This is a genomic window from Roseivirga sp. AWQ4_251 (assembly GCF_056158225.1).
The window spans coordinates 1792750-1813968 of record NZ_JBSWSW010000002.1; the positions used below are offsets into that span (position 1 = coordinate 1792750).

The following is a 21219-nucleotide window of genomic DNA, read 5'->3' on the forward strand; positions in this document are numbered from 1 at the left end:
TAATGCCTCACTGGATTTCGCTGCGTAATACTTCTAAAGGGGATTTGCTCAAAATGCCTCTACTATTCAGCAGTCCAATCAATACAGTTAAGCCTGTAATTGAAATATAAACGACCAAAATGGGAAGTAAGTTGGGAACGAAGGAAGTTTCGAAGAGGAAATAGGCTAATGCCCAGCTACCCAAGAGTGCTAAAATTACGCCTGAGAGCGATGCCAAACTGCCAAGAATAAAATACTCCAAGCTGTTGATGGTTAGAATTTGCTTTCGGCTTCCTCCTAAAGTCCTGAGTAAAATGCTTTCCCGAATCCGTTGAAACTTGCTTAAAATCACAGAGCCAACCAGTACTAAAAGGCCAGTGATTATACTGAACAAGGCCATAAAGCGAATCACAAAGGAAATTTTTCCAAGAATTTCGTCTACTGTGTTCAGAATCAAGCCTACATCAATTACGGAAACATTTGGGTATTTCTTAACGATTTCGCGTTGATACAAAGCTCCTTCTTCTGTGGATTTCACCCTTGTAATCAGAACATGAAATTGTGGCGCTGGCTCGAGTACTCCTTTAGGGAAAAGCACTAGAAAATTGGTCTGAACACGGTTCCAGTCCACTTCTCTGAAGCTACCAATATAAGTGGTGATAGGTACTCCTTGGACATTCCAGATTAATTCATCTCCTATTTTCAGATGGCTACTTTCGGCATAGCCTTTCTCAAAGCTGATGAAAATGGAATCTTGGGCCGAGGTCACCGATCTCAATTCTCCTTCTGTCAGGGTCTCAGATTCTATCAAGCTATCGCGGTAAGTAATTCTCCATTCACGGTTAAAAGTGCCGCTTCGGTAATCGCTTGTCGAATCGGCCAACACATCCTTTATTGTTTCTCCATTGATGCTTTGCAAACGCATTGTAACCACAGGTACTTGCTGCAAAACGGGTAAGCCCGATGATTTGGTGAATTCTGCAATTTCTTTTGTTTGATAGCTTTGAATATCAAAAAGCATCATGTTTGGCCTGCCTTCATCTGTGGTAATTTCAACTTGGCTAATTAACAATCCTTGAATAAAGTAGAGCGTGGTAATCAGCGCAGTGCCCAAACCAATGGAAGCAATCAGAATTGTGGTTTGGTTGTTCGGTCGGTATAAGTTTGCCAGACTTTGCCGCCATGCATAACTCCAAGACGTTGGAAAGAATCTCTTCACCAACCACATGGAAAAACGAGCGATTAAAGCCAAAAATCCAAAAGCTAGAAGGATAGAAATGGTAAACCAGAAACTGCTGACAAAGTCACGAATTTGAATAAAAGCAAAACCTTGAATGAAAAGGAAAATGCCTGTGAAAACCAACCATCTTAATGGATCTCGAACATTCTGAACATCGGCTGTATTTCTGAGTGTCAACAGAGGAGATGCTTTTCGGATGGCCAAAAGAGGAGTTAGTGCGAAGAGAATGGAAACGACTAATCCTGTAGCGATACCGCCCAAAATAGAAATCCAGGAAATACTGAAATTAACTGCTACGGGAAGAAAATCGGCAAATACTGTTGGTAAAATGGTTTGAAGTAGTGTACCAAGAAAAGCACCAATTATGGCGCCTATCAATCCAATGATTCCGATTTGGATAAGGTAAATCAAGAAAGTATCACGCCCTTTCGCGCCTAAGCAGCGGAGAATGGCTACTGTTCTGATTTTCTCCTTGATATAAATATGCACAGCACTAGCCACACCAACACAGCCTAAAAGCAAAGCAACAAAAGCCACTAAATTCAAAAAGCTGCTTAAATCTTCGAAAGTTCGGCCAGTTTCTTCTTTACGCTCCTTCACCGTATCTGCACGAATGCCTTCTGTTCTTAGCTGTTCACGGTCTTCCTCTAATTGTTCATCTAAATCAAGGGTTTTGGGCAGATTTTCAAACTTGTAAAACCTGCGATAGAAAACTCTACTTCCCTTTTGGATCAGCCCAGTAGCGTCCAAATATTCCATAGGAATGTAAACCGCAGGAGCAACTAAAGTAGCGGCTATAGATTGCGATGGAGAACTCACTAAAGCGCCTTCAATCACAAAAGTAACTTGTCCAATACGTACAGAATCGCCAGCTTGAACATCGTACTGAATCATCACACTTTTATCTACCAAGGCTTTTGGTCCGCCCTTTCTAAAAGACTGAGCAGCTGTTTCGGGTTCTGATTCAATTTTACCGTAGAAAGGAAAATTTCCTTCCAGTGCCCTTACATCAACCAATCTGCTTCCCTGATTTTTTGGAAAAAAGACCATTGAAGCAAAGCTGTTTTCTTGAGACACTTCATAATCAAGGCGCGATAGAAATGAATAGTTGAAATCGGCCTTGTTGCTGCCTAATTCCAAATCGGCTCCTAGTAATTCCTTCGCCTGACCTTCGATGTCGGCTTTTAAATTTTGACTGAAGGAATTGATGGCAACCAAAGCGGCAATGCCTAAAACTATAGATGAAATGAACAGAAAAAGCCTCGATTTGCTTTTTCGGGCATCGCGCCAAGCCATTTGCAATAGCCATCGGAAGCTGGTTTTAGAAGAGTAATTCTGATTCATGCTTACGCTTCTTATAAATTTATTTCTGTTGAAAGAGCCGAATCGAAAGTGATTTGGCCTCCTTTAATTCTGATGATTCTGTCGGTTTTATTGGCCAATTCAATGTCGTGTGTTACCAGTACTAAAGTGGTTCCGGCTTCACGATTTAAACTGAAAATCAAGTCTTCAACTTTTTGAGAAGTTTCTTCATCCAGATTGCCAGTGGGCTCATCGGCAAATAGAATTTCGGGTTGGTTTGAAAATGCCCGAGCTATAGAAATACGCTGTTGCTCTCCGCCAGAAAGTTGGGTAGGATAATGGTCGTGACGTTCGGCCAAGCCCACTCTATCGAGTAATTCTAACGCGCGTGGCTTAATATTTTTTTCTCTTCGCAACTCCATCGGAACCATCACATTTTCCAAAGCAGTAAGGGTTGGTAAAAGCTGGAAATTCTGGAAAACGAAGCCTACATGGCGATTTCGGACAGCTGCTCTTTCATCTTCATTCAGTTTTTCCAAGGCATTTCCATTCAAAATTACCGATCCTGAAGAAGCTCTATCTAATCCTGCACAAAGGCCAAGCAAAGTGGTCTTTCCGCTTCCCGAAGGCCCAACAATCGAAAAACTTGTTCCCGTTTCAATTTCAAAATTTACATTTTTAAGAACGGTAAGGTTTTTGGAACCGCTGCTATAAGTTTTCGTTAGGTCTTGAACCTTGAGGATACTTGCCATGTATTATTAGGGTGTTGAATATATTCAAGACGTTTCGGTGCCCTGAAAGTTTGTGTATTTTACAATTAAGTCCAGAATAGTATGATTTCAAAGTTTTGGTTTTTTACAAGTTTGATGGTTTTAACCGCCATTTCTCCATTTGTTTCAGAGCAAGAGAGCAAAACCATTGTGTTTTTTGGCGATAGCATTACGGCTGGTTTCGGAATCACTTTGGCTGAAGCTTATCCTCAACTGATTCAAGAAAAAATGGATTCTCTGGGTTTGAATTACAAAGTGGTTAATGCGGGTTTGAGCGGAGAGGCTTCGGCTGGTGGTTTGCAAAGAATTGATTGGATACTCAGAAATAAAGCTGATGTTTTTGTTTTAGAACTTGGCGGAAACGATGGCTTGCGTGGTTTAAGTATTGAAGAAACCGAAGCCAATATTAAAGCCATGATTGATAAAATCAGAACGGCTAATCCGAACACAAAAATCATTTTGGCGGGCATGCAAATTCCTCCAAATCTTGGGCAAACTTATACCAAAGCTTTTAAAGAACTTTATCCTAAAATTGCTAAAGAGAAAAACGTGGATCTTATTCCCTTTTTGCTAGAAAATGTTGGTGGGGAAAAGGAGTTGAATCAATCGGATGGTATTCACCCAAATCCTGAAGGGCATAAAATCATAGCGGAAACGGTTTGGAGCTATTTAAGAGATTTTTTAAGATAACCCCACTACTAGGAGTAAATTATTATTGGTTTTCTTATTTTATATAATAAAAATTTTAAATTGTACAATTAATATTAATGCTTAATAGCGTTTGTATGTCTATTGTTTAATTTTTAATGATTTGAAACAATCACTTATGAAGAATTTTGGATTATATCTTTCCGTCTTTTTGGTGATAATTGTCTTTGGTTGCCAGATGGACAATATTGAGCCCATGGTCGTGGCTTCTCAAATGAGAGCAGAATATAGAGATCCCTCTGATCTTCCAGACGTATTAGCTCATCTAAATAATTCGTTAAATGAACAAAGTAATATTAGGGGTTCAGTTAGCAATGGTCAAGTGGTTACCTCAATTGGCAAGATTGATATCGATAGAATATTTGAGGTGATTGATACCTTAAGTAATACTAACTACACCTTTTTAGTTGATGACGAGGATGGCAATCCTTTCACTTTTACTAATCTGGTTATCAAAAAAAGAGAAAATGGTGATTTTGAAATGCCCTACTTGATAGAGTATACCGTAGACTCAGCCCATATCTCTGACTTTGTAGCTAACGACTTTTCCATGACAAGTTTTACAGGTAAGACCAGGAGGAGATATTTGCAGAACTTTTCTTTTAGCCAGAGGTCTGAGGCTAATTTAGGGGAAAGAAGCCCTGTTTCAACTCAATGTGAAATAGAGGGTAATTTTCAAGAGGGAACAACAGTTCCAAATCCATCAACTGGAGGAGGAGGTGGGCGACCCATAACAGATCCATCTCCTACTAACTCAGGTGGAGGTGGAGGAGGTATTATCTGTATCGAATTTTTTGAGGTGATTGAAACCGATCCTTGTGGCTGGGAAACCAGCCCTACAACCGGTTTGCTACGTCCTGATTTCTGTGGTCAACCTAAAACCAAGACAGTGAGCCATGTTGAATGTTTTTCTTTAGTGGGTGCTGGTAGTGCGAATGATGGCGAAATTTGTCCGGAGCCAGAAACAGGAGATATTGGGGTGCTACTTGAATCACAATTTCGTGAAAAGGCCTTAAGGTTTCTGCTTGAAAATAACCCTTACCTCTTACTTAATATTCCCTGTTCTGAAATTGAAAAATGGAAGAAAGTTGCTGAACACAAGCCAGACATTGAAGTTGTAAATAAATTAAAAGAGCTAACTGAAAACAACCACACAGCATTTGGTTTTGGATTTGATATTCAAGAATTGTCCGACCCCAAAAGTCCAACAGTAAACATGGATTATTTTTCTGTAACAATAACTGAACTGCCCAACAATATGACTGGGACGGGCTTTCTCAATTACATAAGAAAAAATATCAACAATTTTATTGATACTAACCTGTCAAGCTTTGAACCATACAACTTGACACCAACTAATACTAATAAGTCTGCAATCTGGAATTCAAATAACCCTATTGGAGCTATAGTACATATTGATATTCCGGGTGATGATGCTTCTGTAGTTTGTAGTGATTATACTGATGAATACTGGAGGTTTAGTACTATTACTTCTCCGGCAGATTACACTCATCCAGTTAGTGGAACAAGGGAGTTTGGGTTCTATAAAAATCCAGATGCATCTTATACATTTTATACTCGTGGAGTCGACCGATTAACAATAGATTTGCAAGGCACAAACAATAGTGGTGTGCTGGCATTTGGTGATTTGATTATGAAGAAGATAGCTTTTTCTAGCGCGGATAACCTTTGGAAAAGCTTTCAAGAAAGGATAAACGATTATGTTAATAGCAATGGAGGGTATGGTTACAAAAATTCGCCCTTGATATACCGTCCAGATTATCGTATTTTAGAAAGAGTGTTATCAGGAGAATTACCAATTTCTGCCTTAGGTTGTGATTGAGAACAAGAAAACTAGTGACTATATTTCTATCCTAATGCTTGCGTTAATGACTATGGTTTTATCCGTGGTCTTAGACGTTATTTTAAGATATGTTTTTGAGGTCTTAGAGTTATTGCCTGTTAGAACTTTCAGCTTACCCTTTATGAAGGATGAAGGTTTTTTTTACAACTGCTTTTTACTTGTAATTTATGTCATATACAGAAGGGGGCATTTTCTATTTGCATTAGGAGTGCTTTATGTTCTATTGATTAGAAACGAATTTTTTAGTAGTTACTTGAATAAGTTTATACTTTTTTTTATAATTCAACTAGTTCATTATAGAATTCTTGTGGGCTTCTTTTCGGAAGAAGATGTTCCGATAAGAGAAGTGTTATTAATTTCAGTGACCACAAGTGCATTAGTACCTATTGTTTTAAAAAGAATCAAAGGATTGAAAGTGTTTGAAATTCCATAAGTAAACAGTTAAAATCAATAATTTAAATGTTTACTAAATGAGCCTGCTATACTTGATTTCTCAAATGTCTGATTCGTCAAATCAATATCTACTTTGTTAATATGAGCGTGAGAAAGCAAGCTACCTCCTCAAAAAAGCATCATACCTTTTTAAAATTTTGACCGCCAAGGTATACTCTGAGGCTTGAATGATTTCCGTGTCTAAAAAGCCACAGAATTCCATAAACTCATCGATCACGCGGTCATCTATTCGTGTAACCTGTTTCACAAACTCCTTGTTGAATTTGGCTTCGGCTTTCGATTTTCGATCTTCCTCACGGGCTTTCGATTCAAGAAGTAATTTCAGTTTTCGCTGCTCTTTTACTTTTCTATCCAAAGAAGAGAGAAGGCCGGTTATGACTAAACCGCCATTCATTTCTACTTGAGGAACCGTCCAATCTCTTTTGGGGGCATTTGGGTCAACAAAGCCCATATCTATCGGAACTCCCTTCTTTCGATTTAAATAAAAATCTTCAGGCAAGCTGGTGACGACTACAGAATCGAGCTCATAAACACCGGGCTTCATCTGAATATACAAACCCGTTGGGTATTGGGCTATAAATTCAGGAGACACAACAAATTCCACTGGTTCATAACCAATTGAAGTCACTTGAATGGTGTCTTTGTCGCTTACGGGAAACTCGAATGTGCCATCATAATCAGATGCTACTCCTTTCTTTTTATTGAGGATTTGAATGGTAGCATACATAACGGGTTCTTGGGTTTCGACATCAACCAAAATACCCTTCAACACAAGTTGATTTTGTGTTTGCGCTTGACTTAAAAAAGCGCAAAGGAAGGTGAAAAATAGTATGGCCGAAATTTTAAACACGTTACAAATTAACGCTTTAGCCAAAGGAAACCCTAAGCAGAAAAGGCCTATTTAACCAAATTTAACCGCTATTGCTCCTGAGTTTTTAGCAGAAATTTATCGAAGAGTATAACCAACCAAACTACACCAACAGCAACAAGCGGCAACAAAGCGTAAGTGGTGTCGAATGAAAAACTGAAGGGAAAAGAAGTTGGAAGTTGTTCTTTTATTATGCCACTTAAATTGATTGGATGGCTGATAAACATGTAGATTGCTGGAGAAATACCGAAGATAATTAACAAGCTAACAAGCCATTTTGGAGCTTTGGCTGGCTTCCTTTTGGTCTTCTCAAAGGCTTCGATTTTGGAGAGTAAGTTTCTGTTGAAGCTCATAGAAGGTTCTTCTAAGCCTTCTTCTAAAAGTAGGGCTTTTATCTCCTTGTCTGATAAATCGAATTCTTTCATAATAATGATTTTACTTCATCATCCAGCAATACTTCCAATGCAGAAAGTAAACGCTTTCTGGCCCTGTGAAGTTTTACTTTAACGTTTGCTATCTCCCAACCGGTAATCTCACAAATTTCTTGAAGACTGTTCTCGTTTAAATAAAACAGTGTAATTACCAAGCTGTCTTCTTCTTTAAGCGAATCTAAAGCGAGCTTAATATAGCCAGACCTTTCTTGTTTTTGGAGTTTTCTCCATTCCTTTTCGCTTTCGCTAAAACTTTCTAGGTTATCTATCGGAGTCATGCCACTTTCATCAATGGCAATCTTCTTTTTACGCAATTTGCTCAAGGCTGTATTGTATACAATGGAATAAAGCCAGGTCGAAAACTTCGACTTTCCTTCAAATTGTTTGATGTTTTTGTAGGCCTTGAGAAACGCATCCTGAGTTACTTCTTCAGCATCTTCTCTTGATTTAACCAGCTTTAGGGCTAAGGTAAAGGCCATGGCTTTGTGCTCATCTATCAGTATATTAAATGCTGATAAATCGCCTTCTTTTACCCGGGCAATTATCAGATCCATAATATACTTTTCATGCTGAGCTTTCATTGTTTTTGCGTTTGACTCAGGTTCCGCTTTTTAGGTTACAGAAGAAAAATAAAAAAATTAGCTGTAACCTGTTTTCTGGAAGGCGGGTCAAAGCTTTTGAAACACAAAAACGGAAACGATTAAATTGAAATAAAATGGAAGTTGCATCAGTATTTATCGCCTTGTTTGCAGGCCTCTTCGGTATCATTTATTACTACCTTTTGTCTCGCCATAGGGAGCGTATGTCGCTAATAGAAAATGGAGCCGATCCTCAATTATTCCACGCTAGGCCAGAACCTAGAAGAAAACCTTACTTCTTTTCTATGGTACTCGGGGTTGCATTGATTTGCCTTTCTGTTGGTATTGGATTGGGCTTTATTTTGGATCAATATTTAAGAACCCGAGAGATTATCAGCCGTCATAACGATTTCCCCGGTGCTTACTTCTTTATGATTTTCCTTATGCTGGGCGTTGGATTCGTGGTTTCTTATTTTCTACATAAGAAGCTAGTTCTAGAAGAAAGAAAATAATGGGTAAAATGAATTAGGTCAGAAACTCAAAATAAGGGCGTAAAAACCCTTATTTTTTTCTCTTTTCTTTAATAGCCTCACCCAATTGACACACCGCCATGGCGTACATAGGGCTGTGGTTGTAGCGGGTCACCACATAGAAGTTATATAAGCCGAAGAAGTACTCGTCTCCTTTTTCACCGTCAAGGATGATCATGGTTGCAGGTAGGTTTGGATCCAATTTTTGATCAGGTTTAAAACCTATAGCAGTATAATCAGAAACCTTGTTTTTAGGCTTTAAAACTTGTTTTCTTAAGCCAGTAATTTTTCTTGTCAAAGTAGCTTTGGTGGTGATTGGCTCATCAGCTTTCCAGCGATGTACTTTCAAATAATTCGCCACAGAAGCGATGGCGTCTTCTGGAGAATTTACTAGGTCTTTGGTACCATTTTCGTCAAAGCTTTTCGCGTAGGCTCTATAACTGCTGGGCATAAATTGTGAGTAACCCATGGCGCCTGCGTACGAACCTTTGGTGGTTCCAATCTCTAATTTCTCTTCTTTGGCCAAGGTTAAGTAAGCTTCCAATTCTGAAGTGAAAAATTTGGACCTTTTTGGGTAGCCAAAAGCCAAAGTATAAAGTGCATCTAACACATTGTAAGAGCCTTTTATTCTTCCAAAGTAAGTTTCAACTCCAATGATGCCCAAAATAATGTGTTCGGGAACGCCAGTTTCTCGGCTTACTTTGGTCAGAGTTTCTTCGTTTTCTTTCCAGAATTTTACGCCAGCATCAATACGTTCATTGGTGACGAAAATTTTTCGATAGCGTCCCCAAGTCATGGTTCCTTCTGCTGGCTTAGAAATTTTATCGATGATGTCTTGCTTATAATCGGCTTTCGCTAAAATGGATTGGATTTCTTCTAGGCTATAGTCACTTTTTTGGGAGAAGGACTTTGCGAAATCATCAACCGCTTGTTGGTTGATTTGAGCAGAGAGGGATGTAGCTAGACCTAAAATTAAGATGAAAGAAAGAAATGTGCGCATGTTCAAATTTAGAAGATTTTAGAGGAGGATGTGCAAACTTGGAGCCAAGAATGTAATCAGAAGAGTTGTAGGAAAGGGCTTGAGCTAATGTTTTGCTAGCCTGCCCAGCCGTCTCTATCGAGGCTTCGGTATTGAATGGCTTCGGCCAAATGCTCGATTCGAATTTCTTCGCTTTCGGATAAATCGGCAATCGTTCGACTTACTTTCAGAATCCTATCATATGCCCTTGCTGAAAGGCCAAGTCTTTCCATGGCAGTTTTAAGCAATGTTTTTCCTGCATCATTGATTTGGCAAACATCTTTAACCATTTGGGAGGGCATCATAGAATTAGAATGCAAGTTTTTGCCTTTAAACCTTTCGGTTTGAATTTCTCTGGCTTTTATTACTCTTTCCCGAATCGTAGCGCTGTCTTCTGCCTTTCGGTTTTGAGTCATTTGGTCAAACGAAACTGGGGTAACTTCTACGTGTAAGTCAATACGGTCCAGCAGTGGTCCGCTAACTTTGTTCAGATATCTTTGAACTTGCCCTGAACCACAAACACATTCTTTTTCTGGGTGATTATAATAGCCGCAAGGGCAAGGATTCATGCTCGCGATTAGCATAAAGTTGGAAGGAAAATCAACCGATATTTTTGCTCTTGAAATAGTTACTCGCCTTTCTTCCAACGGTTGGCGCATTACTTCCAGAACCGTGCGTTTGAACTCAGGTAATTCATCCAAAAATAGAACTCCGTTATGAGCTAAGGAGATTTCGCCCGGCTGAGGAATTCCTCCTCCGCCTACCAAGGCAACATCGCTAACGGTATGGTGAGGTGCTCTAAATGGTCTTTTGGTGATGAGGTCGGCATGAGTGCCTAATTTGCCCGCCACTGAGTGAATTTTAGTGGTTTCCAGCGCTTCGTGTAAACTGAGAGGCGGAAGAATTGATGGCAACCTTTTGGCCAGCATGGTTTTTCCTGCTCCAGGAGGACCAATCATGATCACATTGTGGCCACCTGCTGCAGCAATTTCCAAAGCTCGTTTTATGTTTTCTTGCCCTTGGACGTTTGAAAAGTCGGCTTCGTAATCGTTTAAATGCGTAAAGAACTTATCGCGCGTATCGTATTCTAGCGGTTCTATTTCTCGCTTGCCATCTAGAAATTCGATGGCTTCAATCAAATTCCCTACACCAATTACATCCAAGTCATTAACAATGGCAGCTTCATTGGCATTCTCGGTTGGTAGAATAAAACCTTTAAAACCTTTGTTTCTGGCTTCAATGGCAATAGGTAGAACGCCTTTGATTGGTCGTAGATTTCCATCTAAAGCCAATTCACCCATTACGAGATATTTCTCTAAATCATCTGCATGAATTTGACCAGAGGATTTCAAAACGCCTAAGGCAATGGGAAGATCATAAGAGGAACCTTCTTTTCGAACATCGGCAGGAGCCATGTTCACCACCACCTTTTGGCGCGGCATTCTATATTCAAAATGTTTGAGAGCTGATTCTATACGATGCTCGCTTTCTTTTACAGCACTATCGGGCAGCCCACTAAGCCAAAATTTTGTGCCTTGCACAATGTTCACCTCAATGGTTATGATTTTGGCATCAACACCAAAAACCGCTGCTCCATAGCCTTTACTCAGCATCTACAGTACCTTTCTCTATCAGTTGAATTAAAATGTGAATTACCTTAATGTGGATTTCTTGAATTCTATCAGCATAGCCCATATGCGGAACTCGAATTTCCACATCAGCAAGTTCTGCCAATTCTCCTCCGTTTTTTCCGGTTAGGGCAATAACCTTCATTTTGCGTTGCTTAGCCATGGTGGCAGCTCTCAAAATGTTGTTAGAATTGCCACTTGTACTTATGGCCAAAATTGCGTCTCCTTCGCGACCAAGGCCATCCACAAATCTTGAAAAGATGGCTTCATAACCGAAGTCATTAGATACACAGCTCATGTGGCTGGGGTCAGAAATGGCAATCGCTGGCAATGGTCTGCGGTTTTCGCGATATCGGCCAGTAAGCTCTTCTGCAAAATGCATGGCGTCACAATGTGAACCTCCATTGCCACAGCTGAATATCTTACCGCCATTTTGTATGGTTTCCACAAAAGCTTGAGCTGCAGCTTCTATGGTTTCCAGATTTTTGTCGTTAGATAAAAAATTGTCTAATACTTTGGCTGCTTCTTGAAGCTCCTTAAGTATAATGTTGTAATTATCCATGTAGAAGAGGTTTGTCGATGTAAGGGTAATTATAGGAAATATATCGATGCGATATGTAATAAATCAAATGGATTGCATGCTTATAAGGCGAGTGTACACCCCATTTAGTTCCATTAGGGTTTGGTGATTGCCTCTTTCGATGATTTCTCCTTTTTGCATTACAAGAATTTCATCGGCATGCTGAATTGTACTTAACCTATGTGCGATGACAATTGATGTTCGGTTTTTCATCAAGTTGGTAAGCGCATCTTGTACCAATCTTTCTGATTCAGAGTCTAATGCCGATGTGGCTTCGTCTAAAATCATAATCGGTGGGTTTTTCATAACGGCCCTGGCAATGCTGATTCTTTGGCGCTGTCCACCTGAAAGTTTGCCGCCACGTTCACCAATGTTTGTTTCGTAGCCATTTTCTAAATCCATGATAAAATCATGCGCATTGGCGATTTTTGCGGCATTTTTCACTTCTTCTAAATCGGCACCAGGCATTGCAAAGGCAATATTCTTGATTACGGAATCATTGAAAAGTATAGATTCTTGAGTCACGATTCCCATCAATGATCGCAAAGAATTGATGTCCACTGATTTTATTGGATGCCCATCAATTAAAATTTCACCTTCTGTTGGGTCAAAATAGCGAGGAATGAGATCGGCCATTGTAGATTTTCCACCGCCTGAGGAGCCCACCAATGCTACTGTTTTGCCTTTTTCAACTGTAAAGTTGATTTTGTTAAGCACAGTTTCCTTGTCATAAGCAAAGCTTACATTTCTAAATTCAATCTTATCGTTAAAGTTATCGATTGAAATGGCATCGGGTGCATTTTCGATTTGAGGCTGTTCGTCTATCAGTTTAAAGATTCGTTCTCCGGCCACTAAACCCCGCTGAATGTTGCTTAATGATTGAGAAATGCTTTTTGCAGGGTTAATGATTTGGCTAAAAACAGCGATGTAAGCAAGAAGTCCCCCCGCATCCAGTCCTCCCTTATCTTGAAGCACTAACATTCCCCCATAAACTAATAATGAGGCAACTACCAAAATCCCTAGGAATTGAGAAACAGGCGAAGCCAACTCGTTTTTGCGCGCCATGGAAATGTTGATTCTTCTATAAGTAGAAGTTTCTTTTTCGAAAATATCGTCTACATAATCCTTGGCATTAAAGGCCTTGATGATGCGCATTCCAGAGAAAACCTCGTCCATCAAGTTTACAATTCTGCCCAGCGATTCCTGACTAAGAACCGCTTTCTTTTTCAGCTTTTTCACAATCCATGAAATCAGAAAACCCATGATTGGGAAAAACAGAAAAACGAAAAAAGTTAGTCGAACCGAAGTAGCAAAGAGAAATGCCACATAGATAATAATAGTAGCTGGTTCTCGGAAAAGAACTTTAATAGAGCTGACCAGTGTAGTCTCTATTTCTTGAATATCATTGGTCATTCGCGACATTAAATCGCCTTTTCTTTCTCCGGAAAAGAAGTTTAAATGAAGGTTAGTAGTGTTTTTGAAAACCTTGTTTCGGATTCTCTGAACCACGTTTGCCTTTACAATGCCCATGGTGACATTCGAGAGGTAGGTAAATAGGTTCGATAAGAAAGCGGAAACCGCAATAATGATGCTTACATAAATAAGGCTCCCTGATTTTCCGTAAGCATCGCGAAAGATTACGAGTTTTTCGTAAAGAAGGGCTTTTAAACTATCTAAAAAGCCAGGGTCTTGAATGGCATTAGCGGCCGCTTCATATTCTTCCTTTGTTTTGTTTTCAAAGATGATATTGAACAAAGGTTCGAGTAAGGCCAAATTGGTCAAACTGAAAATAATAGCCAGTATAGCAAACAGAAAGTATTGCGGAAAGTGCTGATGATAAGGTTTGGCAAAAGCCAGTATTCTCCGAAATGTCTTCATAATTTAATTTCGGCTGCAAGTTATGGATAAAATATTGGGAAAACCCGAATCAAAACTCGTGTTGCCGTTTGGCTAAGTTCCATCTTAGCCCACCGCTAATTGTGGTGCTGTTTAAGTCTCTATCGTCTAAAACGCTGTTAAAGTTCCTTTTGATGAGTGTAAGGTCGATAAAAACATTGTGAAGGATCATATATGAGCCGCGGGCTTCCATATATGCATTCTTTGCATTGGCGCCTTGACCAATATGGTTGCCGCGGGCACGAGCCTTGTCATCGGTATCTGCTAAAACATTTCCCCCATAATTAACCCCATCTCCAAAGTCTTCACCCAAATCAGTATAGATGAACTTCCCCGTGAGATAAAGCTTTTTCATTGGCTGGTAGCGGGCTACAAGAACAAGTTCTTTAAAGTTGCTGCCTATTGGGTTAGCCAAAGGATTGCGGTAGTTTGAGTAGCTGTTTTTAAATTCACTCTGATATAAGTAGGGCCGGGCAAGGTTAATTTCTGCTTGAAGGTCAAGGTTAGAAACTTTGAACGCATCATAGTATTTTGTGCCAAATTGAATGCCAAATCGGTTTCTCCAGTCTCCGTCATTTTTTCTCAAAGCACTAATCACAAACTCATCTAACAAAACCTGACCGTAAATGGATAGCGTGTTTTTTACATTGTATTTTAAATCCAGCCCAACCATAACATTGTCGGGGCTGCCTTCTTGCTGTTCTACGGCTCTATAAAAAACTATAGGGTTGAAATAGGCCAAGGTGGCGCTTTCGCTCATTACAAACTCAAAAAGGCCAATGGTGAACCTTGGTGTGATGTTGAGTCCGAGTCTATGAAATGCCCAGAATTTCTTAGGATAATCTCCGTCTCCAGGGTTGGCGTTGGCGAAAATTATATCTTCTGTTAATTCAGCAAACATGTTGGTGTATTGAAAAGGGCCGACTTGAGTGTTGATTTTCAGAAAAGCATATGGGCTTGAGAAATCGGATAGAATCATAGAGCGTAATCCATCACCTATGAAATTTTTGTCGTAGCCTGCTTGAACATGAATGCTTTTGGTAAGTCCAAAAGTAAAATAACCTCGTGCATGAAGTAAATCCCAGCCGCTTCTTGAGCCTTCAATTTCTTTATAAAAGCCTTCGTTGGGGAAAGCTCTTCGATATCTGATAGTCTTTCTTACATATTCAGGAAAAAGGGCTTCTGTTGTAGTGACAAAAGAATAGAAGCCAATTTTGTTGTCTATGCGGCCACGTATTTCAGCGCCACGGGTATTGGTGTAAAGTGTCTCGTTAGTTTCGGAGTCCTTTCCTCCTTTAAAATCGAACACTGGGTTTATATGTATGTCGGAATTTTTATTGCCATAGTTCAGAAAGTCCGACTTCTGGTTGTAGAAAATGTTCCACCAACTTTTGTCATTTTCAATGAATTCACTCTGAGTATATTCCCAGCTATCATTCATTAAATACTGAAAGTTGAATTTGTCTTGAAGAGAAAAGCTGTCGTAATTTTCTTTAATGCTGTTTAAAAAAGTGGCTAGGTCTTCTCTGGAAACAGGTTTGTAAGTGGTATGAAAAGCTTTTGCCGCTTCGGGGTATTTAATGGTAAATCTATCGATCAAATGATAGTAGTCTCTGTTATAAGGCACATAACTGCTTTGAGCAAAGGCTACGGCAGAGAAAAGAAACAGCAAAAGAGAGATGGAGAACTTTTTCATAACTATATTAATGCCTGCAAGAATAGCTACTGAGCATAAATGCAGAGCCGAATTTTGGAGAAAGCTAAAATTCCTAAATAATAAAAGTAATTTGTTTGTGAAATATCCTGTGACTCACTACATTTGCAGTCCTTTTTGAGGGCAGTATAAGAAAAGCGTTATGAAAAAAGAAATCCATCCTGAATATAAGCCAGTTGTATTTTACGATACTTCAAGCGAGTTCCAGTTTATGACTAAGTCTACAATGACTTCAAGCGAAACTATTGAATGGGAAGATGGAAATACTTATCCATTAATTAAAGTGGAAGTTTCTTCTGCTTCTCATCCATTCTACACTGGTAAGAAATTGTTTGTTGATACAGCTGGTCGTGTTGAGAAATTCAACAAGAGATACAGCAAGAAGAAGTAATAAGGGTTTATTACGATTAAAAGAAATTAGCCTGTATGCATTGCATACAGGCTTTATTGTTTTTGAGTGTTTGAACTTGTTACAAATTGATTTTATCCAATAAATCCCTGGTCTGCTGATCCCATTCTGCCATTGATTTACTGCTGCTCAGATAATATTCTTTAAGCTTGCCATTAGTAATCAAGTTGAGCTGGTACTCATAAGATTTACCTTTTTTTGCCTGTCCGTATAGCTTGCTTATAGAGTAAGTTCCAAAATCAGATGCTTTATAATTCTTGAGCACTTCGTTTTCCACTTTCTTGTCATCAATCCAAACACCGTATAAATTGAAATCCAACCAATTTTCAGTAATCGTAGGGGAGGGACTTCTTTTAATCACCGGAGGAGGTGGTGGCAACCTAAGGGCGTGAATAGCATCTATTGCCTCTTGACTTAATGAGGTGAGATTTTTCACTATAGGTTCTTTGTCTTTTATAAAGAAAACGGCCTTTTCATCATCATATACTATTTTCAGGAACTTGTAGTCGTTGCCGAAATTAACCATGTAATGCTTTTGGTCTAGACCGTATTTTATTTGCGTAGCCTTATCGCTAGCCAATGATTTCTTAGCTGCCTGTGACTTTTCCTGAAGGAAGGTTAATGGGTCTATTCGCTTTCCATTCATTATGATTTCATAATGCAAATGAGGAGCTGTGCTTTTTCCTGTGCTACCTACTTTTCCAATTGTCTGACCTTTTTCCACAACATCTCCAGTTTGTACATCCATAGCGCTCAAATGAGCATATAGTGTTTGGTAAGTGTCGTCATGTTTGATCTGAATATACAATCCACGGCCCGGATTGTTCTCCGTTTTTTCGATAGTGCCGGCTGCAGTAGCCATAATGGGTGTTCCTGTTTTAGCGGAATAATCAATTCCATAATGCATTTTTTTCTCTCTGGTAATCGGATCGGTACGCATCTTGAATGGTGAACTAATTCGGGAAATGTCTTTACTGTCTAGAGGTACAATATCAGGGAGGTTAACCTCGGGTGCTTCATTTTGAGTTGGGGTGCTGAAGGCTGGATCCAATGAGTTTTCATACTCAGTTTTAAGTATAAATGAAGAGGTCGTCACCAGTATTGCGATGGCCGCTAAAAAGAGCCTTGTCAGTTTTGTTGTTTTGGACATTTTTTGAGTTATCATTTTAAACCTTTTTTTAGTTAATGAATAGTTTGAGAATGAGGCCAGTTGTGCATTGGCTTCGGGAGGTCTGCTGATAAATGCGAGCAGCATTTTTTGATAATCAACCACATTATTGTCGGCTTTAATTACTTCGGAATCGGCTAAATATTCATGGTTTAGCCTAATAGCTTTGCCTAAGAAGTAATAAGAAGGATTGAACCAGAAAATGGCTTTTAGAACTTCGAGCAAAAGAATATCGAGCGAATGAAGTTGGCGCGCGTGTGTTATTTCATGGGTGAGGAGTTTGTCGCGAAGTCTGTCGTCTTGATAGTCTTGCCTGCTTATGAAAATAGTATTTAAGAAGTTATGCGGTATAATTGGTTTAGTTGAAATCACAACCTTTTGGCCGCTGATTGTGATTGAAGCTGGCTGTTTGGAAAGCAGCAATATCTTCATGACATTAATGAAATACCTTGCCAGAGCGACAAAAGCAACCAAGGCATAAAGTCCAACGAGCAAATCTTTCCATGGAAAATGGGAGTGGTTCGATGATTGTTTTTCGGGTTGTTCTTTGTTCTCTATGCTATTGCTTATTCCTTCACTTGAGGCCGCAGAACCCATATCGAACATCTGATATGCTTGTTGAATAATGGGTTTATCTTCCATTTTCAGCTCTACAGTAACTAGCGGAATCAGAAATGGGATGGTTAGGCAAGCCAAAAGAAACGCCCTTTTTAACTTGTGCATGGTGGTATTCTCCAAAAGTAGTTTGTAAACAAGAAGGAATACCAAGCAGCTAATGCTGGCTTCTAATAAATAGCTCATTCTTTCTTTTTGATTTGTTCGTCAATCATTGCTTTTAGCGATTCCAGTTCTTCTTTGCTCAAGTTGGTTTCTTGGGTGAAGAATGAGGCAAACTGCGTGTTCGAATCATCAAAGAAATCCTTAATTATGCCTTTTACATGCTTCGAGAAATAGTCACTCTTTTTAACCAGAGGATAATATTCCCGCGAGTTCCCAAACATTTTATAATCCACAAATCCCTTTTCCTGCATGCGTTTTAATAGTGTGGCTACTGTGGTTGTAGCGGGCTTAGGATCAGGGAATTCGGTTAGCAAATCTTTCATAAAAGCTTTTTTCAGCTTCCATAAATAGCTCATCAACTGTTCTTCACTTTTTGATAAATTCATGCTCTATATTTTTAGAGTGTATTCTACAAATGTAGAATTATTTATTTCTCACGCAAATCATTACTAGTTTTTTAGTTGAAATTTGTCAGGCAATACTTGGTCGAATTGTCATTTACTTCCATTGCCTTTTTTATTTTTGCTTTATGCAGATTGATCTATTCGACCCTTCAGAAATTCGGGAAAACCTTTTGCCCTTTACGTTTACCCGTCCAGTGGCTGTAATTCGCGTTGGTATTCTAACCATTGCAGAAAAATGGGAGAAACAAGGCTTTGAAGTCGGCTTTCAAACTCAAGATTACTTGAGCGAAAAGTTCAAAACTCTAAATAGCGATTTCCAGATTAATGGAGCTTTGTGCCCAAATGAAGCATTGGTTGGTGCTATAAAAGCATTACCAGAAAACGCTCAGTTAATTGCGGGAGAAAGTATGTTGGCCAAGCGAGGAAATGGAGAGAATCAGGTCAATTTTGAAGGAGAATTTAGGCTGATAAACCAACCTTGGGAGATCTTTCAGTTTAATAAAGAGCAAATTGTAGCAGATTTTGCCGTTATCACAAAGGGTAGAAAGTCTCAAGAAATTACCGATCCTCATACGATTGTGTATGGAAAGGAGAATGTGTTTTTAGAAGAAGGCGCTTCGGTTCGTGCCGCCATAATCAATGCGGAAACAGGCCCAGTTTACATCGGTAAAAATGCCCATGTTTGTGAAGGTGCTATCATCAATGGAGCATTGGCTCTTTGCGAAGGTGCAACCGTAAATATGGGTGCCAAAATGAGAGGAGATAATACGGTTGGTCCTTTTTCCAAAGTAGGTGGAGAAGTGAGTAATTCAGTGATTTTCGGCTATTCCAACAAAGGGCACGATGGCTTTTTGGGCAATAGCGTATTGGGTGAATGGTGTAATCTTGGAGCAGACACAAATACTTCCAACCTTAAAAATAATTATGCTCCCGTTCGTTTGTGGAACTACCCAACGCAACGATTCATTCACACAGGCCTACAGTTTTGTGGCTTAATGATGGCCGACCATGCAAAGTGTAGTATCAATACCATGTTCAATACTGGTACAGTGGTAGGTTTTGGGTCCAATATTTTCGGAGCGGGTTTTCCTAAAAACTTTGTTCCTTCATTTTCGTGGGGTGGTTCCGCAGGGCTTACCACTTTTCACCCTAAAAAGTTTTACGAGGTGGCCGAAGCTATGATGGGGCGTAGAGGTTTGGTTTTCAACGAAGTAGAAAAGGAAATTGCCGATAAAGTTTTTGAACTAACCGCGCAATATAGAACTTGGGAGAAGCAAGACGCATGAGATTTCAAGATATACCGGGATTAGAAGAAGTAAAGGGGAAGCTGATTGAAGCAGTAAAGGCCGATCACGTGGCGCATGCGCAGTTGTTTCTGGGGCAAGAAGGTTCTGCAAATTTAGCTATGGCTTTAGCATTTGCTGCTTTTTTGAATTGTGAAAACCGTCAAGAAACAGATTCCTGCGGTCAATGCGCTTCTTGTGTTAAGAATTCGAAATTCATTCACCCCGATATTCATTTTGTGTTCCCTACGGCCGCTACGCCAAAAATTAAGAGGGAAGATGCTACCAGTGAAAAGTTTCTGAGAGAATGGCGTGAGTATTTAATCAAGTCGCCTTACGGTAATCTAAGCGATTGGAGTTTCCATTTTGGATGGGAAAACAAGCAATTGATTATTCCTCGCCAAGAAAGCCGAAATATCATCAACAACCTTGCACTTAAGGCATTTGAGGGCCGTTATAAAATCATGATCATTTGGCTGCCCGAACTCATGAATAGCAATGCGGCCAATGGTATTCTGAAAGTTCTGGAAGAGCCACCAGAGAAAACCATTTTCATTTTGGCGGCTAACGATGAAAATAAGCTTTTAACGACTATTCGTTCGCGAGTTCAGTTGCTTAAGATTCCCACTTTTTCTGATGAAGAAATTCTAACGGTAATCGGCAACCAGTCGGCTATTACTGAAGATAGAGCAAGCGAAATTGCTTATTTGGCGGAAGGAAATATGCGTGAGGCACTGCATTTAGCAGCTGGGGCTGAAAACGTAGTGGGCGACCAGTTTAAGCAGTGGATGCGTTTTTGTTTTACCTATGATTTTCCTTCTTTGGTAAAAATGGGCGATGAATTTCAACAAGGAGGAAAAGAGTTTCAGAAGAATTTGCTCGCTACAGGCGGTAAAGTAATGCGCGATACTTTGATTCACCAATATCATGTGGCCGATTTGGAGCGTGTTCCTGAAAAGGAAAAAGGCTTTGTCGCCAATTTCAGTAAAGTGTTTAATGCCGATAAAATTGGCGAAGTAGTTCCTAAATTAGAGGAAGCGCATTACCATATCGAGCGAAACGCCAATCCGAAAATTCTGTTCCTTGATTTATCCTTGGCGATTGCTCAAATTGCACGGTCGAAATAAAACCTATGTCAAAACCACTTCAATTAATTGGTCGGCAGGATGTTATCAACTTACCCGAATTTGGGCTCGAAGAAGTAGAAGCCAAAGTAGATACTGGCGCCTACACTTCGGCTATCAATTGTTCGCGGGTAAAGTTGGTTGAAATAGACGGGGTGCAAACCCTTACTTTTTATTTGTCGGCACATAAAATTCATGAAAAGAAGGCCCGCAAATTCTCTACAACTTCTTTTAAAAGAAAAAAGATAAGAAGTTCGAACGGAGTCATCGAAGAGCGGTTTATAATTAAAACTACGGTTGTGGTTTTTAAAAGAAGAATCAAGGCCGAATTCTCTCTTTCCGACCGAAGTAAAATGAAATTCCCTGTTCTGCTGGGCAGGAAGTTTCTAACCAGTAGATTTATAGTGGATGTAAGTCAAAAAAACCTTTCGCTCAAGGCCAATAAAAAAAATAAAAAAGCGGATTCCGCTGAGTAAACTAAACGAACTAGAA

19 protein-coding genes are annotated in these 21219 nt (G+C 39.6%); 7 read left to right on the forward strand and 12 right to left on the reverse strand.

Annotated elements, in window-relative coordinates:
- Positions 1-7 precede the first annotated feature (7 nt).
- A complete protein-coding gene (locus ACXACJ_RS21730) occupies positions 8-2563 on the reverse strand; it encodes an ABC transporter permease (RefSeq protein ID WP_475136539.1) in 2556 nt (851 codons plus the stop codon).
- Positions 2564-2574: 11 nt separating this feature from the next.
- The gene (locus tag ACXACJ_RS21735) at positions 2575-3273 is read right to left on the reverse strand and encodes an ABC transporter ATP-binding protein (RefSeq protein WP_475136540.1); all 699 of its coding nucleotides are present in this window, start codon (positions 3271-3273) and stop codon (positions 2575-2577) included.
- Positions 3274-3354: 81 nt separating this feature from the next.
- Between ACXACJ_RS21735 and ACXACJ_RS21740 the strand changes: the two genes are divergently transcribed.
- Positions 3355-3981 (forward strand): arylesterase, encoded by a 627-nt coding sequence (locus ACXACJ_RS21740; RefSeq protein WP_475136541.1) that lies wholly within the window; start codon positions 3355-3357, stop codon positions 3979-3981.
- Between the two features lie 136 nt (positions 3982-4117).
- Entirely contained in the window at positions 4118-5842 is a 1725-nt protein-coding gene (locus ACXACJ_RS21745; RefSeq protein WP_475136542.1) for a hypothetical protein, read from the forward strand.
- 574 nt (positions 5843-6416) lie between these two features.
- Here ACXACJ_RS21745 and ACXACJ_RS21750 read toward each other — a convergent pair.
- The 3 genes from ACXACJ_RS21750 to ACXACJ_RS21760 form a co-directional block, all read right to left on the reverse strand.
- Positions 6417-7088, reverse strand: coding sequence for a carboxypeptidase-like regulatory domain-containing protein (locus ACXACJ_RS21750; protein WP_475136543.1), 672 nt, complete (start codon positions 7086-7088; stop codon positions 6417-6419).
- Between the two features lie 146 nt (positions 7089-7234).
- Positions 7235-7609, reverse strand: coding sequence for a hypothetical protein (locus tag ACXACJ_RS21755; RefSeq protein ID WP_475136544.1), 375 nt, complete (start codon positions 7607-7609; stop codon positions 7235-7237).
- The gene (locus tag ACXACJ_RS21760; RefSeq protein ID WP_475136545.1) at positions 7606-8196 is read right to left on the reverse strand and encodes an RNA polymerase sigma factor; all 591 of its coding nucleotides are present in this window, start codon (positions 8194-8196) and stop codon (positions 7606-7608) included. Before ACXACJ_RS21760 ends, ACXACJ_RS21755 begins: the two co-directional genes overlap by 4 nt.
- A gap of 134 nt (positions 8197-8330) precedes the next feature.
- Between ACXACJ_RS21760 and ACXACJ_RS21765 the strand changes: the two genes are divergently transcribed.
- On the forward strand, positions 8331-8705 hold the full coding sequence (locus ACXACJ_RS21765) for a DUF6249 domain-containing protein (protein ID WP_475136546.1): 375 nt from the start codon (positions 8331-8333) through the stop codon (positions 8703-8705).
- Positions 8706-8754: 49 nt separating this feature from the next.
- Here the strand turns inward: ACXACJ_RS21765 and mltB are convergent, their stop codons facing one another.
- The 5 genes from mltB to ACXACJ_RS21790 all read right to left on the reverse strand — a co-directional run bounded on the left by mltB (position 8755) and on the right by ACXACJ_RS21790 (position 15541).
- Positions 8755-9723 carry a lytic murein transglycosylase B gene (mltB, locus tag ACXACJ_RS21770; RefSeq protein ID WP_475136547.1) on the reverse strand — a complete coding sequence of 323 codons (969 nt, stop codon included), beginning with the start codon at positions 9721-9723 and terminating at the stop codon, positions 8755-8757.
- 95 nt (positions 9724-9818) lie between these two features.
- Complete coding sequence (locus tag ACXACJ_RS21775) at positions 9819-11354, reverse strand: YifB family Mg chelatase-like AAA ATPase (protein WP_475136548.1); 1536 nt, start codon at positions 11352-11354, stop codon at positions 9819-9821.
- On the reverse strand, positions 11344-11931 hold the full coding sequence (gene lpcA / locus ACXACJ_RS21780) for a D-sedoheptulose 7-phosphate isomerase (RefSeq protein ID WP_475136549.1): 588 nt from the start codon (positions 11929-11931) through the stop codon (positions 11344-11346). Before lpcA ends, ACXACJ_RS21775 begins: the two co-directional genes overlap by 11 nt.
- A 63-nt stretch (positions 11932-11994) precedes the next feature.
- The gene (locus tag ACXACJ_RS21785) at positions 11995-13827 is read right to left on the reverse strand and encodes an ABC transporter ATP-binding protein (RefSeq protein ID WP_475136550.1); all 1833 of its coding nucleotides are present in this window, start codon (positions 13825-13827) and stop codon (positions 11995-11997) included.
- Positions 13828-13876: 49 nt separating this feature from the next.
- On the reverse strand, positions 13877-15541 hold the full coding sequence (locus ACXACJ_RS21790) for a capsule assembly Wzi family protein (protein WP_475136552.1): 1665 nt from the start codon (positions 15539-15541) through the stop codon (positions 13877-13879).
- 160 nt (positions 15542-15701) lie between these two features.
- Between ACXACJ_RS21790 and ACXACJ_RS21795 the strand changes: the two genes are divergently transcribed.
- Positions 15702-15950: a type B 50S ribosomal protein L31 gene (locus ACXACJ_RS21795; RefSeq protein WP_475136553.1), complete on the forward strand. Its 249-nt coding sequence runs from the start codon at positions 15702-15704 to the stop codon at positions 15948-15950.
- A 79-nt stretch (positions 15951-16029) separates the two neighbouring features.
- On the opposite strand, the gene ACXACJ_RS21800 is transcribed toward ACXACJ_RS21795, so the two are convergent.
- A complete protein-coding gene (locus ACXACJ_RS21800) occupies positions 16030-17937 on the reverse strand; it encodes a peptidoglycan DD-metalloendopeptidase family protein (RefSeq protein ID WP_475136554.1) in 1908 nt (635 codons plus the stop codon).
- Positions 17934-18302 (reverse strand): BlaI/MecI/CopY family transcriptional regulator, encoded by a 369-nt coding sequence (locus ACXACJ_RS21805; protein WP_475136555.1) that lies wholly within the window; start codon positions 18300-18302, stop codon positions 17934-17936. The genes ACXACJ_RS21800 and ACXACJ_RS21805 overlap by 4 nt, the downstream gene beginning before the upstream one ends.
- A 143-nt stretch (positions 18303-18445) precedes the next feature.
- On the opposite strand from ACXACJ_RS21805, the gene ACXACJ_RS21810 reads away from it, so the two are divergent.
- Genes ACXACJ_RS21810 through ACXACJ_RS21820 form a run of 3 tightly spaced genes read left to right on the forward strand, consistent with a single transcriptional unit; the run spans position 18446 to position 21203 of the window.
- Positions 18446-19606 (forward strand): GlmU family protein, encoded by a 1161-nt coding sequence (locus ACXACJ_RS21810; RefSeq protein WP_475136556.1) that lies wholly within the window; start codon positions 18446-18448, stop codon positions 19604-19606.
- Positions 19603-20730 (forward strand): DNA polymerase III subunit, encoded by a 1128-nt coding sequence (locus ACXACJ_RS21815; RefSeq protein ID WP_475136557.1) that lies wholly within the window; start codon positions 19603-19605, stop codon positions 20728-20730. Before ACXACJ_RS21810 ends, ACXACJ_RS21815 begins: the two co-directional genes overlap by 4 nt.
- Positions 20731-20735: 5 nt before the next feature.
- A complete protein-coding gene (locus ACXACJ_RS21820) occupies positions 20736-21203 on the forward strand; it encodes an ATP-dependent zinc protease family protein (protein ID WP_475136558.1) in 468 nt (155 codons plus the stop codon).
- Positions 21204-21219 lie beyond the last annotated feature (16 nt).

What these genes read in the sequence shown, in the direction of transcription:
- ACXACJ_RS21795 (WP_475136553.1), top strand. Translation starts at nt 15,702, where the DNA reads ATGAAAAAAGAAATCCATCCTGAATATAAGCCAGTTGTATTTTACGAT.
- lpcA (WP_475136549.1), bottom strand. Translation starts at nt 11,931, where the DNA reads ATGGATAATTACAACATTATACTTAAGGAGCTTCAAGAAGCAGCCAAA.
- ACXACJ_RS21820 (WP_475136558.1), top strand. Translation starts at nt 20,736, where the DNA reads ATGTCAAAACCACTTCAATTAATTGGTCGGCAGGATGTTATCAACTTA.
- ACXACJ_RS21740 (WP_475136541.1), top strand. Translation starts at nt 3,355, where the DNA reads ATGATTTCAAAGTTTTGGTTTTTTACAAGTTTGATGGTTTTAACCGCC.
- ACXACJ_RS21775 (WP_475136548.1), bottom strand. Translation starts at nt 11,354, where the DNA reads ATGCTGAGTAAAGGCTATGGAGCAGCGGTTTTTGGTGTTGATGCCAAA.
- ACXACJ_RS21730 (WP_475136539.1), bottom strand. Translation starts at nt 2,563, where the DNA reads ATGAATCAGAATTACTCTTCTAAAACCAGCTTCCGATGGCTATTGCAA.
- mltB (WP_475136547.1), bottom strand. Translation starts at nt 9,723, where the DNA reads ATGCGCACATTTCTTTCTTTCATCTTAATTTTAGGTCTAGCTACATCC.
- ACXACJ_RS21785 (WP_475136550.1), bottom strand. Translation starts at nt 13,827, where the DNA reads ATGAAGACATTTCGGAGAATACTGGCTTTTGCCAAACCTTATCATCAG.
- ACXACJ_RS21735 (WP_475136540.1), bottom strand. Translation starts at nt 3,273, where the DNA reads ATGGCAAGTATCCTCAAGGTTCAAGACCTAACGAAAACTTATAGCAGC.
- ACXACJ_RS21790 (WP_475136552.1), bottom strand. Translation starts at nt 15,541, where the DNA reads ATGAAAAAGTTCTCCATCTCTCTTTTGCTGTTTCTTTTCTCTGCCGTA.
- ACXACJ_RS21745 (WP_475136542.1), top strand. Translation starts at nt 4,118, where the DNA reads ATGAAGAATTTTGGATTATATCTTTCCGTCTTTTTGGTGATAATTGTC.
- ACXACJ_RS21810 (WP_475136556.1), top strand. Translation starts at nt 18,446, where the DNA reads ATGCAGATTGATCTATTCGACCCTTCAGAAATTCGGGAAAACCTTTTG.
- ACXACJ_RS21815 (WP_475136557.1), top strand. Translation starts at nt 19,603, where the DNA reads ATGAGATTTCAAGATATACCGGGATTAGAAGAAGTAAAGGGGAAGCTG.
- ACXACJ_RS21800 (WP_475136554.1), bottom strand. Translation starts at nt 17,937, where the DNA reads ATGAGCTATTTATTAGAAGCCAGCATTAGCTGCTTGGTATTCCTTCTT.
- ACXACJ_RS21760 (WP_475136545.1), bottom strand. Translation starts at nt 8,196, where the DNA reads ATGAAAGCTCAGCATGAAAAGTATATTATGGATCTGATAATTGCCCGG.
- ACXACJ_RS21755 (WP_475136544.1), bottom strand. Translation starts at nt 7,609, where the DNA reads ATGAAAGAATTCGATTTATCAGACAAGGAGATAAAAGCCCTACTTTTA.
- ACXACJ_RS21805 (WP_475136555.1), bottom strand. Translation starts at nt 18,302, where the DNA reads ATGAATTTATCAAAAAGTGAAGAACAGTTGATGAGCTATTTATGGAAG.
- ACXACJ_RS21765 (WP_475136546.1), top strand. Translation starts at nt 8,331, where the DNA reads ATGGAAGTTGCATCAGTATTTATCGCCTTGTTTGCAGGCCTCTTCGGT.